This is a genomic window from Caballeronia sp. SEWSISQ10-4 2, from assembly GCF_030464885.1.
Classification (GTDB): Bacteria; Pseudomonadota; Gammaproteobacteria; order Burkholderiales; family Burkholderiaceae; genus Caballeronia.
This window is the reverse complement of the sequence record NZ_JALPRJ010000010.1, coordinates 64,617-80,018: the sequence shown is the minus strand read 5'-3', so window position 1 is coordinate 80,018 and position 15,402 is coordinate 64,617. Positions and strand designations below refer to the sequence as shown.

General features: G+C 60.2%; 14 protein-coding genes and 1 tRNA gene. 7 read left to right on the top strand and 8 right to left on the bottom strand.

What is annotated here, in order from left to right:
- Positions 1–52: 52 nt before the first annotated feature.
- Together M0D69_RS09120 and M0D69_RS09115 are read left to right on the top strand one after the other, a co-directional pair.
- Positions 53–880 carry a ferritin-like domain-containing protein gene (locus tag M0D69_RS09120; RefSeq protein ID WP_301781699.1) on the top strand — a complete coding sequence of 276 codons (828 nt, stop codon included), beginning with the start codon at positions 53–55 and terminating at the stop codon, positions 878–880.
- A gap of 86 nt (positions 881–966) precedes the next feature.
- Positions 967–1,482, top strand: coding sequence for a hypothetical protein (locus tag M0D69_RS09115; RefSeq protein WP_301781698.1), 516 nt, complete (start codon positions 967–969; stop codon positions 1,480–1,482).
- A gap of 38 nt (positions 1,483–1,520) precedes the next feature.
- Here the strand turns inward: M0D69_RS09115 and M0D69_RS09110 are convergent, their stop codons facing one another.
- The 4 genes from M0D69_RS09110 to M0D69_RS09095 all read right to left on the bottom strand — a co-directional run bounded on the left by M0D69_RS09110 (position 1,521) and on the right by M0D69_RS09095 (position 6,243).
- The gene (locus M0D69_RS09110; protein ID WP_301781697.1) at positions 1,521–3,011 is read right to left on the bottom strand and encodes a DEAD/DEAH box helicase; all 1,491 of its coding nucleotides are present in this window, start codon (positions 3,009–3,011) and stop codon (positions 1,521–1,523) included.
- 279 nt (positions 3,012–3,290) lie between these two features.
- Positions 3,291–3,911 carry a hemolysin III family protein gene (locus tag M0D69_RS09105; protein WP_301781696.1) on the bottom strand — a complete coding sequence of 207 codons (621 nt, stop codon included), beginning with the start codon at positions 3,909–3,911 and terminating at the stop codon, positions 3,291–3,293.
- A 253-nt stretch (positions 3,912–4,164) separates the two neighbouring features.
- Positions 4,165–5,460, bottom strand: a complete 1,296-nt coding sequence (locus tag M0D69_RS09100) for a cytochrome c (RefSeq protein ID WP_301781695.1) — start codon at positions 5,458–5,460, stop codon at positions 4,165–4,167.
- Between the two features lie 21 nt (positions 5,461–5,481).
- Positions 5,482–6,243 (bottom strand): c-type cytochrome, encoded by a 762-nt coding sequence (locus tag M0D69_RS09095; protein WP_301781694.1) that lies wholly within the window; start codon positions 6,241–6,243, stop codon positions 5,482–5,484.
- Positions 6,244–6,681: 438 nt separating this feature from the next.
- Here M0D69_RS09095 and M0D69_RS09090 point away from each other — a divergent pair, with 438 nt between their 5' ends.
- A complete protein-coding gene (locus tag M0D69_RS09090; protein ID WP_301781693.1) occupies positions 6,682–7,626 on the top strand; it encodes a copper resistance D family protein in 945 nt (314 codons plus the stop codon).
- 22 nt (positions 7,627–7,648) lie between these two features.
- Here the strand turns inward: M0D69_RS09090 and M0D69_RS09085 are convergent, their stop codons facing one another.
- Both M0D69_RS09085 and dgoD read right to left on the bottom strand, forming a co-directional pair.
- The gene (locus M0D69_RS09085) at positions 7,649–7,954 is read right to left on the bottom strand and encodes a hypothetical protein (RefSeq protein ID WP_301781692.1); all 306 of its coding nucleotides are present in this window, start codon (positions 7,952–7,954) and stop codon (positions 7,649–7,651) included.
- 298 nt (positions 7,955–8,252) lie between these two features.
- Positions 8,253–9,401: a galactonate dehydratase gene (dgoD, locus tag M0D69_RS09080; RefSeq protein ID WP_301781691.1), complete on the bottom strand. Its 1,149-nt coding sequence runs from the start codon at positions 9,399–9,401 to the stop codon at positions 8,253–8,255.
- Positions 9,402–9,547: 146 nt separating this feature from the next.
- Here dgoD and M0D69_RS09075 point away from each other — a divergent pair, with 146 nt between their 5' ends.
- From M0D69_RS09075 to M0D69_RS09060, 4 genes are all read left to right on the top strand, one after another.
- Entirely contained in the window at positions 9,548–10,246 is a 699-nt protein-coding gene (locus tag M0D69_RS09075; protein WP_301781777.1) for a FadR/GntR family transcriptional regulator, read from the top strand.
- A 139-nt stretch (positions 10,247–10,385) separates the two neighbouring features.
- A complete protein-coding gene (locus M0D69_RS09070; RefSeq protein ID WP_301781690.1) occupies positions 10,386–11,438 on the top strand; it encodes a DedA family protein/thiosulfate sulfurtransferase GlpE in 1,053 nt (350 codons plus the stop codon).
- A 56-nt stretch (positions 11,439–11,494) separates the two neighbouring features.
- Positions 11,495–12,391, top strand: a complete 897-nt coding sequence (locus M0D69_RS09065) for an alpha/beta fold hydrolase (RefSeq protein ID WP_301781689.1) — start codon at positions 11,495–11,497, stop codon at positions 12,389–12,391.
- A gap of 575 nt (positions 12,392–12,966) precedes the next feature.
- A complete protein-coding gene (locus tag M0D69_RS09060) occupies positions 12,967–13,095 on the top strand; it encodes an AbrB/MazE/SpoVT family DNA-binding domain-containing protein (protein WP_301781776.1) in 129 nt (42 codons plus the stop codon).
- Between the two features lie 368 nt (positions 13,096–13,463).
- Here M0D69_RS09060 and M0D69_RS09055 read toward each other — a convergent pair.
- Both M0D69_RS09055 and M0D69_RS09050 read right to left on the bottom strand, forming a co-directional pair.
- A tRNA-Met gene (locus M0D69_RS09055) sits at positions 13,464–13,540 on the bottom strand.
- Positions 13,541–13,659: 119 nt separating this feature from the next.
- Positions 13,660–15,318 carry an MFS transporter gene (locus M0D69_RS09050; RefSeq protein WP_301781688.1) on the bottom strand — a complete coding sequence of 553 codons (1,659 nt, stop codon included), beginning with the start codon at positions 15,316–15,318 and terminating at the stop codon, positions 13,660–13,662.
- Between the last annotated feature and the right edge of the window lie 84 nt (positions 15,319–15,402).

Sequence of the window (15,402 nt, the reverse complement as noted above, 5' to 3'; positions counted from 1 at the left end):
CGGCCGGTTTGGCTGACGGCGCGTTCAGTACAGCTTTGGGAGCGCGATTTTTATGCACACTGATAGTACCCATGTGATGCCCTGGCGGATCGAGGATATCGATTTGTCCCGGATCGACCGGCGTAAAGCGGCATCCAACGAACACCTTCTCTTGTTGCTTTGCGCGGCTTCGTTCATCGAGAGCGGGACCGATCTTTATACGAGCAACCTGAGCACTTATTTCAACGACGACCCCGAAGTTTCCAGCTGGCTCAACAATGAGTGGGAACCGGAAGAGATGCAGCACGGTCGCGCGTTGAAGACGTATATCAATCACGTGTGGCCCGAGTTCGACTGGGACACGGCATTCAAGAACTTCTTCGCCGAGTATTCGCTGACCTGTTCGGTCGAGGATTTCGAAAAAACGCGCGCACTGGAGATGGTCGCGCGGTGTGTCGTCGAAACCGGTACGGCGACGTTGTATCGGGCAATCAACGAGTGCTCGGACGAACCGGTGCTCAAGCAACTGACGGACAAGATCCGCACCGACGAAGTCCGGCATTACAAGCACTTCTTCCGCTTTTTCAAGAAGTACAACAAGATCGAAGGCAACGGCCGCTTCGCCGTCCTGGGCGCATTGCTGCGGCGCGTAATTGAAATCAAGAATGAAGATTCCGAGATCGCGCTGCGGCATGTATTTGCCATCCGTTATCCGGAGCGCGCGAATGACACTGCTCACAGTCGCGAGTTGGCGGCGCGGGTCAACGCACTGGTCCGGCGCAATTTGTCGGCAGATATGTGTGTGAAGATGTTGCTCAAGCCGCTCGATCTGCCCGCCCGAATCCAGCCCAGCGTGCACTATCCGCTCGCGAAGATCACGCAGCACGTGTTCTTTCGCTAGGCTGGCCGGCGTTTGCATCGAACGGTTCGGCACGGTTTAATCGATGGCCCGCTTTCGCGGGCCATCGTCTTTTCACGGAGATCCGCATGAACGATTTCAATGCGTCCGGCAATCGCAACATCGAGCACGGCACGTTCGACGAATGGCCTCCGGAATTGCGGACGCTGTTCGACGGTGCCTCAATCGACACGAAGACGGGGTTCACGGCGTCGTTGCTCGCAGCCGATGAAGGCCGCGTGCGGACGTCGCTGCTGAGCGTCGGCGAGTTGTTCGCGCCGGACCCGGGCACCTTGTGTTTTTCGTTGTGGCCGCAGTCGCGGGCGGCGCGGCTGGTATCGAAGACGGGTTGCGCCACGCTGACTTTCGTCTTCGATGAAGCCTTCTTCCAGGTCCAGCTTCAGGCTCGCATCGCACCGCTGGAGGGATCGCCGGTCACGTGTTTTATCGCGACGATCGAAAGCGGGGAATGGCAGAAAGTGCCCTACGCGCGGCTCGTGCAGGGGATCGGATTCGAGTTTGCGGAAGGGCAGGGAGAGGCAGTGCTGGCGCGTTGGCGTCAACAAGTCGATGTACTCAAGCGCGCGGCGAGCGCCGCCGCCTGAAATAAAATCAGCGGAGCCGAGGCTCCGCAAAGCGCAACTCAGCGCCCGCGCTGTCCCGTACGCGGCGTATCGCGTCGACCTGCGCCGCCAGCGCCTTCACCACGCGGCTTGCCGCCGAGCAATGCAGCGCCAGCCGGGCGTGATGAACCCTCAGGTTTGCGCGGCGCACCGCCATTGCCGCCGGTTTTCGCCGCAACAGGTTTCTGCGAGCGCGAACCGTTGCCACCATTGCCGCCGTAACCGCCACCGCCATTACCATTCGCCGGCTTAACCGATGTCCGGCCGCCATTCGATTGTTTCGGCGCGCCCTGACGCGGAGCGCCTTGACGTGCACCGCCACCGCCGCCGCCCTGGCCACGTCGCAGAATCGGTTCCGGTTTTTGAGTCAGATCCGGCTCGAAGCCCGCGATCACTTCCTGCGGAATCGGCCGCTTGATCAAGCGTTCGATGTCCTTCAGCAACTGATGTTCATCGACGCAAACCAGCGACAGCGCCTCACCCGTCGCCCCCGCCCGGCCCGTACGGCCGATCCGGTGAACATAATCCTCAGGCACGTTCGGCAGATCGAAGTTGACGACATGCGGCAACTGATCGATATCGATACCGCGCGCCGCAATATCCGTCGCCACCAGCACTTGCAGCGTGTTGTCCTTGAACTCGGCCAAGGCACGCGTACGCGCCGACTGGCTCTTGTTGCCGTGAATCGCGAGCGCGCTGATGCCGTCCTTCGTCAACTGCTCGGCGAGCCGGTTCGCGCCATGCTTCGTGCGCGTGAAGACCAGCACCTGGAACCAGTTGTTTTGACGGATCAAATGCGTGAGCAACTCGCGTTTCTTGTCGCGATCAACCGGATGAATCTTCTGTGCGATCGCCTCGACCGTCGAATTCCGACGCGCCACTTCGATCAGCGCCGGCCGGTCGAGCAGGCTGTCGGCGAGGGTTTTGATTTCATCGGAGAAGGTGGCCGAGAACAGCAGGTTCTGGCGCTTCGGCGGCAACTTGGCCAGCACGCGCTTGATGTCGTGGATGAAACCCATGTCGAGCATGCGGTCGGCTTCATCGAGCACGAGAATCTCGAGCTTCGACAAGTCGATGGTCCTCTGCTGCATGTGATCGAGCAGGCGCCCGGGCGTTGCCACGACGATATCCACACCGCGCCGCAATGCATCGATTTGCGGATTGATGCCGACACCGCCGAACATCACCGTCGACTTCAGCTTCAGATATTTACCGTAACCCCGCACGCTTTCTTCCACCTGGGCGGCGAGTTCGCGCGTCGGTGTGAGGATCAGCGCGCGGACCGGCCGCTTGGCGCCGGCAGCAGGGGCGGGCGCTTCGGACAGGCGTTGCAGGATAGGCAGCGTAAAGCCTGCTGTCTTGCCGGTGCCGGTTTGCGCGCCTGCGAGCAGGTCGCCGCCGTTCAGCACAGCCGGGATGGCCTGCAACTGAATGGGAGTAGGGACGGTGTAGCCGAGTTCGTTAACAGCGCGAAGCAAGGGTTCGGACAAGCCGAGGGAATCAAAAGACATAAGTGTTCACAGATTCGGTATGACGACCGGCGTTGTCGCTTAAAGCCCCAAAAAAAGGCGGCCCGCACAATTAGGTGCGCGCGTACGACGATCGAGGAAATCGGGCGGCATGACGTTCGGGGCGCGCGCTCAAAACACAAGCACCGGGAACGTTGCCGCGAAGATCAACGCGCTATCAAGACACGCTGACTGGCGTTAAGTTGCATTTGAAACGCCGAATGTGTTTCGCGTTTCGTGTCAGGCATTACGTGCCGTCATTGAGCCAACCTCAGGACAGGCTCACGCGACGTAGCGTGCAATGCTGACGAATTGACACAAGCTGCCGCCCAACACGAACAGGTGCCAGATGCCATGGCCGTGCCGGATGCGCTCGTCGTTGATGAAAAAGTAAATGCCGGCGCTGTAGATCAAGCCACCGGCCAGCAGCCACGCCGTGCCGGCGGGCGGTAGTGCCGAAACGAGAGGACGGATGGCTACGAGCGCGAGCCAGCCCATCAACACGTAAATCACCATCGATACGCTGCGGGTTCGACGCCCCAGCGTGAGTTCCTGAACAATGCCGAGAGCGGCGAGCCCCCAGCTTACGCCGAATAACGACCAGCCCCACGGGCCGCGCAGTGTAACGAGCGTGAACGGTGTGTAACTTCCTGCGATCAGCAAGTAAATGGCCGAATGATCGCATTTTTGCAATATCGCCTTGAGCCGCGGGTTGCGGACCCAGTGATACAGCGTGGAAATGGTGTACAGCACGAGCAACATGGCGCCGTACACGGCAAAACTGACGATCTTGTACGGGTCGCGCTCCAGCGCGGCCATGGTGACGAGCGTTGCGAGTGCCGCCACCGACAGCACCGTGCCGACGAGGTGGGTAACGCTGTTGAACCGCTCACCAAAGTGCATCGACCATCCTTACGGCGCCGCTGCGATCCTGTCTGCAACGCCGCGCTTTTCTGCTTCAAGAAATGCTGGAACCGGAGCAAAACCGTGACCACCGGGGCATTTTACAGCCGCCCGTGGTCCATCCAGAGCGCTCAGCCAAACTCCAGCTTGTTCACGCTCAAAAAAACGAAGGGCGCAGCCCCGACTTCGAGGCCTGCGCCCTGCTTGCGCCCTTTGGCGTATTTTACGCTACCTGCGGAAAACGCTTCATCGATCAGTCGAGCGGCGCCGAACGAAGGTTGCTGACCTGTTGCGGCGACACCGGCGTGCCATGGTTGCCCCACGACATACGGATGTACGTCACAACCGCAGCCACTTCCGTATCCGACAGCGATTGCGCGAACGGCGGCATGCCATACGGATGCGGATTGCCGTCCGTGCTCGGCGGATAACCGCCGTTGAGCACCATGCGGATCGGGTTGACGGCCGACGGCATCTGGATCGACTGGTTGGTGGCGAGCGGCGGGTAGGCCGGCGGTTTGCCGAGACCATTTTCCGCGTGACACTTCGCGCAGTTTTCCGTGTAGATCTTCTTGCCTTGTTGCAGCAACTCCGAACCGAACTGCGCCGATGTTTCGAACTGCATTGTTTCCGGCGCTTCGCCCTTTTGCGGGATCGACTTCAGGAACGTCGACATGGCGTTGATGTCCGCGTCCGTCATGTACTGCAAGCTGTTGTGGACCACTTCGGCCATCGGACCGAACACTGCGCCGCGTTGCGACACGCCAGTCTTCAGCAGGTCGTTGATGTCCTTGATGTCCCAGTCGCCGAGGCCGGCTTCCTTGTTCGACGTCAGCGACGGTGCATACCAGTTCTGCAACGGGATCAGACCGCCGCCGAAGGCTGCCGAGCTGACCGGGCCGCCCATTGCGTTGATCGATGTGTGGCACATGCTGCAGTGTCCCAGGCCTTCGATCAGGTACGCGCCGCGGTTCCACTCCACCGACTTGGTCGGATCCGCCTTGTACTCGCCTTCGCTGAAGAACAGCGTGCGCCAGCCGATCAGCAGGTTGCGGTTGTTGAACGGGAAGCGCAGTTCGTGCGGACGGCTGGGTTCGTTGACTGGCGTAACCGAGCGCATGTACGCGAAGATGGCGTCCGAGTCGGCGCGTGTCACCTTCGTGTAGGCCGTGAACGGCATGGCCGGGTACAACAGGCTGCCGTCTTTCGAGCGGCCGTTATGCAGCGAACGATAGAAGTCGTCCGACGTCCACTTGCCGATACCGTACTGGTCGTCCGGCGTGATGTTTGGCGTGAAGAGCGTGCCGAACGGCGTGAGCATGGGCAGGCCACCGGCGAAGGTCTTGCCGCCGCGAACCGTGTGGCAGGCAATACAGTCGCCGGCGCGGGCGAGATATTCGCCGCGTTTGATCAGCTCGGCCTGGTCGGCCGGCGGGGCGGCGATTGCGCCGCGCGAATGCAGGTTGTCGCCGCCCGACCAGAGAGCGGCGGCGGCGGCGACGGCTGCGACTACAACAGCCGAGAGTGCGAACAGGGACTTGCGTTTCATATTCTTATCGCTCCTCGCGCCTTATTGCGGTTCGCTGCCGCAGGCGAGCGGCAACTTGCGCGAGCCAGCAGGCGCGGGTACCGGATTGGCCGGTGCGGTTTGCGTGGAGAGCCAGGCGGCGACAGAGGTCACGTCGTCGTCGGTCAGGCGGGTGGCGATCTGTTGCATGCAATCAGGTGCTTTCGCGTGACGGGAGCCCGCACGCCAGGCGCCGAGTTGCGCGCTGATGTAGTCGGCGTGCAATCCCACGAGACCCGGAATGGCCGGTTGCATACCAGTCAGGTTGGTGCCGTGACACGCGGCGCAGGCGGGAATGCCGCGGCCCGCATCGCCTTTCAGCACGAGCTGCTGGCCTTTCGCCACGGTCGATGCCGACACGGTCGGCTTGGCCGGCTGCGGATACGGTGGGCGCTGTTCCGAGAAATACGTGGCGATTTGGTGAAGGTAGTCGTCGGAGAGATACGTGACGAGGTAGTTCATGGGCGGATACTTCCGGCGGCCTTCGCGGAAGTTCTGCAACTGGTTGTACAGATAGTCAGCCGGCTTGCCGGCAAGACGCGGGAAATAGTCGTTGTCCGTGCCTTCGCCGTGGACGCCGTGACACGCCGTGCAACCCTGCACACGCGCTGCCATGGTGTCCGGCGCCATGGGCTGGGCGGCGGCTTGAGCGGGCGCCGGAGCTTCTGCTGCGCCGGCAATGCTGGCACTGCCGATCAGCGTCAGAGCCACAAGCGGGGCGAGCAACGGACGAAAGATGCGTCTTGAAGACACGCGACACTCCATGAATTTCGAGGACCTGCCGAGCTTCGTTCGGCTCGGTGCGAATATGTGGTGAACCATTGCCACATTGGCTCTGGGAGCCTCTGATGCGACGCGGCATTCTATCATCGATGACTGATGGTGACTATTTGAGCATCGCCCTGTTGCGCCGACCTTTCAACGTGTACGCGACAATTTGACGCGCGACCGATCGACAGGGGTTTTTGACCGTGCGTGACGGTTTGGGGTCGGTCGGCTTTGACAAAGTATCGACGGATTGTGCGGCGTTTGTGTCGGTTTTGTATGGCTTGGCTGCCCTTGGGCCTTGGTGCATTCCACGTGCCCGTTCCGCTAGACTCGCGTTCCCGAGCTGCGCGGTTTGTTTCTTCATCGACACTTCATCGAACCTTCAATGCATTCTTTGTTTGCTTTCAGTTTGAACCTGTCAGTTGAGGGACGGTTATGAGCGTTGATCCGCTCTGGTTCGTTCAAGTCGTCATTGCAGCGCTCGCTGATATCGCGTTTGCATGCACGCTCGGCGGGGCGTTGTTGAGCGCGTGGTTATTGAAGGAGAACGCGACTGCGCCCGTTTCGCCCGCGAGATTCGGCTGGGTGAGGGCGCGGCGGTTGAGCATCGGCGGCGCTGTTGTGCTTGCTGTCGCCGATCTGGTGCTGGTCTGGCTGCAGGCGGCGTCGATGAGCGGCGCGCCTCTCTTCGGCGCCTTCGCGCCCGTCGTCACCGTTGTCACCGTTGTCACGGGCACGCACGCCGGCATGGGCTGGGCGATTGCGTTCGCCGGCAGCGTGCTGCTGATTCTTGCGACGATATCGGCTACCGCGAAGGGCAGTCCGCGGCTCGGGCTGTTCGCCGTGGGCGCGCTTGTGGCGGCGGCGGGCAAGGCGTCGGTTGGACATGCCGCCGATGCCGGCGCGTTTTCGCTCGCCGAAGGTGTTCAGACCGTTCATCTGCTGGCGACGGCCGTATGGGGCGGTGTGGTGATCGCGGGCGCGTGGCGGGTGTTGCCGGCGTTGGGGACGTCGCTGGCGCGGGCGTTTTTGATTCGCATCGCCGGGAAGATGTCGACGATAGCCGCGATCGCCGTATCGCTCGTGATTCTGACCGGGATCTATAACGCGTGGCGCGGGCTGGGCGGCTCGGCGCAAACGCTCGAAACGAGCGCGTGGGGCCACGTGCTGGTCGTGAAGGGCGTGCTGATCGCGACCGCGCTGCTGCTCGGCGCAATGAACCGATGGTCCGTCATGCCGCGATTGCAGCGCACTGCATCGACGGTCGATGCGCGCACGTTCACCGGCGTGATGCGGATGGAAGCGGTGCTGATTGTGGGAGTGTTCGTCGCGGCCGCCGTGCTGTCGCACAGCGTGCCGGGTTTTGCATCGATGGGCTAATGCGGCTGCTTGATTCCGCCACTTACTCGTAGCCGAGTCTGTGGCTCACGATCGGCGCGCAGAACAGCGCCAGGGCGCAGCCGATCGCCTTGCCTTGAAGTTCGACGAACGCGCTGTGCGACATGGGCGAGGACATCAATACGTCGAGGAGTTGCGGCAAGCAGAACAGCACAGCCGCACCGATAAAGCAGCGCGTCACGGTCGACAAACGCCAGCCGTGCTGGGCGCCCATCGCGGCGCAGATCACGCGCAGCACGCCGAACAACACGAGCGCACCAACGGCCATTTGCGTGCGGACAAATTCGTCTGGAAGGGTGTAGGAGTACATGCTGGGCTCTCTGGCTTCGTCGCGCTCTTCCCGGGCGCAGGGTCGAAACAAACTCACATACGCGAGATAATGCAAGACGCGGGCCAGGCGTCGTTACACCACGCAAAGCCTTACGGCACAAGGGTTTCGTGTGCCGCAAGGAAGCCGTTTTCAATGCTTTTTCCGTGCCGTAACGTGCGGGCGGATCAAATGTCACCCGCGCGTTACGTAACGTTACCAAGACGAAATCCTCATCTCAATATCCGTATTCTACGATGCCGGCCGAAATTGCATCGTGCGCCGCGCCGCAATTCTCAGATCACCACTCTGCAACGCTGCCATCGGCGTGACGCCACACGGGGTTGCGCCAGCGATGCCCAACCTTGGCCATCTCGCGCACTTTGTCTTCGTTCACTTCAATGCCCAAGCCCGGCCCTTGCGGAATCATCACCATGCCGTCCTCGTATTTGAAGACTTCCGGATTCTTGATGTAGTCGAGCAGGTCGTTGCCCTTGTTGTAGTGAATGCCGAGACTTTGCTCCTGGATGAAGGCGTTGTAGCTGACGGCATCGATTTGAAGACACGTTGCCAGCGCGATCGGGCCGAGCGGGCAATGCAGGGCTAGGGCGACATCGTAGGCTTCGGCCATCGATGCAATCTTGCGGCACTCCGTAATCCCGCCCGCGTGCGATGCGTCCGGCTGGATGATGTCCACGTAACCGCCGGCCAGGATGTGCTTGAAGTCCCAGCGCGAATACAAACGCTCGCCGAGTGCGATCGGCGTGCTCGTCTGGTTCACGATGTCGCGTAATGCTTCAACGTTCTCCGACAACACGGGCTCTTCGATAAACAGCAGCTTGTACGGATCGAGTTCCTTCGCGAGCACCTTCGCCATCGGCTTGTGCACGCGGCCGTGGAAGTCCACGCCGATGCCAATATTCGGTCCCACCGCCTCACGCACCGCCGCCACGTTGTTGATGACGGCCTGGACTTTGTCGAAGGTATCGATGATCTGAAGTTCTTCCGAACCGTTCATCTTCACCGCCTTGAAACCGCGCTCCACGACGGCGCGCGCGTTGTTCGCGACATCGCTCGGACGATCGCCGCCGATCCACGAATACACCTTGATGCGGTCGCGAACCTGACCGCCGAGCAGCGCGTGAATGGGCACGCCGTGATGTTTGCCCTTGATGTCCCACAGCGCTTGATCGACACCCGCAATCGCGCTCATGCCGATCGGGCCGCCGCGATAAAAACCCGCGCGATACATGACCTGCCAGTGGTCTTCGATCAGCAGCGGATCCTTGCCGACCAGATAGTCCGATAACTCATCGACCGCCGCTGCCACCGTGTGCGCACGGCCTTCCACCACCGGTTCGCCCCAGCCGACGATGCCTTCATCCGTGGTGATCTTCAGGAAACACCAGCGCGGCGGAACGATAAAAGTCTCGAGTTTAGTGATTTTCATGCTGGCATCTCCTGATTTTCCGGTGAGTGAGGAACAAGGGTTTCTATGCTATCAAAAATTGGTTTGATGTGTATATTAATAGTACTATTTGACGGAAAGCCTTGTCGGGGAAGGGTCCGTATAATCGCGTCGGGTTTTGTCGCGCCATTTGCGTAAAGGGGAAAGTTATTCAGCACGATCTGCACGGACGCGTGGCGTATGAACTCGGCACCGAGATTTTGCGCGGGGATTTTCCGCCGGCGTCCACGCTGCCGCGTGAAGCCGAATTGATGGAGCGCTTCGGCGTCAGCCGGACTGTGCTGCGCGAAGCGTTGCGGACGCTGACATCGAAGGGATTGATTGAATCGCGGCCGAAGATCGGGACGCGCGTGCGGCCCCGGCATGCCTGGAATCTCCTCGATGCCGACGTTCTCGAGTGGTACTCGCGCGTCGCCAAGCCGTTGCAGTTCGCGCTGAAGCTGCAGGAAATGCGCGAAATGATCGAGCCTTATGCCGCTGCGTTGGCTGCATCGAATCATGAGGATGAGTCGTTGGCGCGTTTAGGCGAAGCGCATCGGGCGATGCTGGAGGCGCGCAATGTCGATGAATGGGTTCGGGCGGATTTGCGGTTTCATCTGAGCGTGTTGAACGCGTGCAGCAATGAATTGCTGGTGCCGCTTGGGACGCTGATCGAGCGCACGCTTGAAGCGCAGTTGCGGTTGAACGCGCGGAGGGCGGAGGTTTTTAATGCATCGATGGCGGAACATACGGTCGTTTTCGATGCCATCGTTGCGCGGGATTCGGCGGCGGCGCGTGATGCGATGAGCGGTTTGCTCAGCGTGACGCGGGCGCGTATCGAGGGGTAGGCGGGAGACAAAGGACGCTCGTCGCATCCGGCGATAATTTCAATTTCAAGATAAAGTTGCGGGTCCGAGCGCTGTTTTGCTTTCTTTTATTCGTTTTAGCCGACACGCGGCGCTCCGCACCTTCCGGAAGGAGCCCGAATTGCCGCACGTCCCGATCTCCGTTGTGTCGTCGTGGGGCGCGTGGGCCGTGTTCGTCAGCGTCCTCGCGACTCAGCTTGGTGTTCCCATTCCCGCTGCCCCTATGCTGGTGCTGGCCGGCAGTTTGGTTGCGGCCGGTTTGGCTTCGTTTTGGCACATGCTTGCCGCTGCGGTTATCGCGGTGGTTATCGCCGATGCGCTTTGGTTTGCCGCCGGGCGCTTGTATGGCCGGCGGTTTCTGAACTCGCTCGTGCGGTTCTCGCTTTCTCTCGATACTACTTTGCGTACTGCTCGACATTGGTTCGAGCGCTTTGGCGTGCCTTTGCTGGCGTTGTCGAAGTTTGTGCCAGGGTTGGGGTTGGTGTCGTCGCCGTTGCTGGGAACGACACAGATCGATGTGCGCGTGTTCGTGTTTTGGGATCTGGTCGGGGCCGCGCTTTGGGCTTCCGCGTGGATGCTCGGCGGCGCGATCTTGAATGCTGAAATCGCTAACTTGCTGGTGTTCGTGCGCACGTATGGGCTGACCGCGCTCGATGTGCTCGCGATGGCGGCCGGTGCGTTCTTGGCGTACCGATGGGCGCGGCGCATGCAGTTTCGTCGATGGCTCGCGAAGTATCGGATCTCGCCCGAACAGCTCGATGAAATGATGCGGTCCGATGCGCCGCCCGTTATTTTCGATGCCCGGCCGGAAGACGTGAGGAGGAAGGAGGCGCATCGGATTAAAGGCGCGATTCCGCTGGATCTGGAGTCATCGGGGAAAATCGATGAGATGTTTCGGGAACACGAGGTCGTGGTGTATTGCGTGTGTCCGAATGAAGCGACGGCCAAGCAGATTGCGACGCGGATGAGGGCGAAGGGGTTTCGGAATGTGCGGCCGCTGAAGGGTGGGTTGGACGCGTGGGAGAAGAAGGGGTTTCCGGTGGAGGCTATTCCGTTTGATTCTTTACGGACGTCCGCAGGTTCGTTGGATTCTGCGTCTTCTTCTTCGCTTGATGATGACGATGATCGCAGCATGGGCGATATGGTGACGGTCAGGGCTACGGCGCCGGAGTGAGTTTTTGCGTTCTATGGATCGTTGGTTCGTGGGATCGTTGATTGGAGTTGCATCGGATGAAGCTGTTGGACGGGGTGGATCCCTCGCAACTTTTTGGCCTACCAGCGCCGGATCTCGCCACATTGGGTGATGGTTTGCAAGTTCCCTTTGTACAGACCGGGCATGAGCATCACGAGGTGATGCTGTTCGTGCATGGGTCGCTTTGTGACTTTCGATACTGGAAGCCGCAGTTAGGGCCGCTTGCTAAGCAGTATCGATGTGTTGCGCCTAGTCTGTCGTATTACTGGCCTTCGGGGGTTTTGGGGTTTGGTGCGATGGCTGGTGGCTCGCGGCAATTTAGCTGGGACGCGCACGTTGATGAGTTGGGGCACTTCATCGAGCGCCTGGGAGTTGGGCCGGTTCATGTTGTCGGGCACTCGCGGGGTGGGTGTGTTGCGTTTCATCTAGCCGCGAGGTATCCGGAGTTGGTGAAGTCGTTGGTGCTTGCTGATCCGGGTGGGGCGGTGGCTAGGCCCGGTGATGTTGGAAGAGCGCCGACGGTGTTGCCCGCGCCGATCAATGCGCTGCGGGCGAAGGCGGCGGAGTTAATCGCTAGCGGGGATGTTGATGCGGGGTTGGAGCTTTTCGTCGATTCGGTCAGTCGGCCAGGGTTTTGGGCTCGGAGTCCAAAGGAGTTCAAGGCGATGGCGACCGATAACGCGAATACGTTGGCTCTACAGTTCCGCGACCCGCTACCGGCCTACGATGCGCATGCTGCGGCGAGGGTGCAATGCCTTACGCTGCTAATCGATGGCGCGAATAGTCCGCGAATGTTTCGGGATGCGGTGGGGGCATTGGAAGGATGGATAGCTTGTGCGAGGCGAGTCACCATTGAGGGCGCTTCGCATGGGATGAATGTGACGCATGCAGGGGTGTTTAATCGTGTCGTTGCAGGAACGGGGGTGAGGGTCTGAACTTCCGCTTGCGGAGAGACTTTGATCCAGCCAAGACACCAGAAAATACTGTCTTGCTGATACCCAAGGAGGCAATAGGCGCGAGCGTCAACGGCAAGGTGTCGCGACACTGTGTAGAGGGTCACGAGCGCGATTCGGCGAAGGCGAAGGTAGCGAGGATCGCTTGCTGCGCAAGCATGCCCGCGCGCACATTGATAGTTGCTCCAACGATTCATTGAGCGCCTGCCGACGATTTTTGTCACAACCTGTTATTTCAGTGCCGTATATTCTGCTTCCCGTTTATTGATAGGCGAAGTGCTCATGGAAACACCGTGGGGTAACGTTTGATTCCTGTCTGCTGCAAAGCCTGCCTTTCGGTTAGTTGACCTCGAACGTCAGTGAGTGGGGACCGTTGGCAGACGGGTTCGAACTGCAAGCGCCCGTTGAATGGGCGTGTACAGAATGACATCAAGCGGTTCGACCAGAAAGCCGAATCCACGTATTGTGTTACGCGATATCTGCCGGACGCACAGTTGTTTTGATATCTAGCGGTTACGAAAGCCGCTCAATAGGAGCCGACGTTGGCACTTCAACAAGTGAAACGGTGGGGCAACAGCCTCGCCGTGAGAATTCCTGCAGGGCTCGCAGAAACTCTGCGCCTGCAGGAAGGTACGGACGTAGAGGTGAGCGCCGAAGATGGCGCTCTGGTGATTAAACCAGCGTGAGAAAGTTCTCGATGGCGCGCTTTCTTAAGGAAGGCCCGGCGCGCAAGCGAGAGCGACAGGTGGATCCTGTTGCTGGATGACGAGCCGATAGGTTCAGAGGGGAGCGGCCCGGATGATCCCGCCCGCAATGACGCGTGGTGATAAATGGACGACGGCATTCCAGAGGCAGGTGAGGCGCGGTGGCTCGCGGTGGCTGAAGGATGGCAACGCCGCGTTAGCAGATGGAGGATCTATGAAGAGGGCGTCGCGGACCACTGATTCGGTACTGGAAATTCGATATCCGCCAGGACCGATATTCGGATCGCGTCTGGTGGGAAGCCAAACAAAAAAGCCGCCGCTTCTTTCGAAGCAGCGGCTTTTTACCAACTTGGTGGCGAATCAGGGATTCGAACCCCGGACCTGCGGATTATGATTCCGTCGCTCTAACCGGCTGAGCTAATTCGCCAAGAGATCGAGATTATGAAGAGGGTTGCGAAACCTGTCAACCCCTTCCAGGCTCATTCCTAGAGACAAGGTAGCCAAGAGAGCGAGCACCCCGTCATCGCTCCCCGAATCGCCCGAAAATCAATCCGAGTCATAAACCGCCGACCCTCTCGTCTCCTTAACAAACAGCATCCCGATCACGAACGTCACCAAGGCGATCACAATCGGATACCACAGCCCCGAGAAAATATTCCCCTTCGCGGCCACGATAGCAAACGCCGTCGCCGGCAAGAACCCGCCGAACCAACCATTGCCGATGTGATAAGGCAGCGACATCGACGTATACCGGATCCGCGCCGGGAACATCTCCACGAGCATCGCGGCGATAGGTCCATAGACCATCGTCACGAAGATCATCATGATCGTCAGGATCACGATAGCCATCGGCCAGTTGATCAGCGCTGGATCAGCCTTAGCCGGATAACCCGCCGACTTCAGCGTGCCAGCCAGCGTCTTGTCGAACGCGGCGCCTTTCGCCTTTGCATCGGCAGCCTTGCCGTCATACGTATCCACTAGGGTATCGCCCACCTTGATCTGCGCGATCGTCCCGGCTGGCGCGGCCACGTTCTCGTAGTTCAAGCCGGACTTCGACAACGCGCTCTTGGCAATATCGCAGGAGTTCGTGAACTTCGCTGTTCCCACCGGGTTGAACTGGAACGAGCACTCGTCCTGGTTGGCGATCACGCTGATCGGCGCCTTCAAGGTCGCGGCTTCCAGTGTCGGATTCGCGTAGTGAGCCAGCGCGTGGAAGAGCGGAAAGTACGACAGCGCGGCAATCAGGCATCCGGCCATGATGATCGGCTTGCGCCCGATCTTGTCCGACAGCGACCCGAAGAACAGGAAGAATGGCGTCCCGATCAACAGCGCCACCGCCACCATGATATTGGCGCTGGTGCCATCAACCTTGAGCGTCTGCGTCAGGAAAAACAGCGTATAGAACTGGCCCGTGTACCAAACCACGGCCTGTCCCGCCGTCAGCCCGAACAGCGCGAGCAGCACGATCTTCAGGTTCTTCCACTGGCCGAACGCTTCAGTCAGCGGCGCCTTCGACGTCTTGCCTTCCGCCTTGATGCGCTCGAAAACCGGCGATTCATGCAGTTTCAGCCGAATCCACACGGAGACGCCGAGCAGCACGATCGACACCAGGAACGGTACGCGCCAGCCCCACGCGCCGAACGTTTCCTCGCCGACAGAACTCCGCACGATCAGAATCACGAGCAGCGAGATGAAAAGCCCAAGCGTAGCGGTGGTCTGGATCCACGCCGTCCACGCGCCGCGCTTGTTGGCGGGCGCATGTTCCGCGACGTACGTCGCAGCGCCTCCGTATTCACCGCCGAGCGCGAGCCCTTGCAGCAGCCGCATCGCGATAAAGAGCACTGGAGCGGCAATCCCGATCGTGCCGTATCCGGGTAGCAGCCCGACCACGAAAGTGGACAAGCCCATGATCACGATGGTCACAAGGAAGGTGTACTTGCGCCCGACCATATCGCCGAGACGCCCGAACACGATGGCCCCGAACGGCCGCACGGCAAAACCCGCCGCGAAGCCGAGCAACGTGAAGATGAAAGCGGCCGTCGGATTGACGCCGGAGAAGAAGGTCCTGCTGATATAGATGGCGAGCGAGCCCGCCAGATAAAAGTCGTACCACTCGAACACCGTGCCCAGCGATGACGCGAAAATCACGCGCCGTTCTTCGCTCGTCATCGGTGAGTGGGAAATGCGCCCCTCGACCGTCGCCATGAAATCGTCTCCTGTATTCATCTTTGAATGGCATCCGCGGATAGCGGCGCCGTGCATCGATTATTGGAGGGAAAACTTACGGCG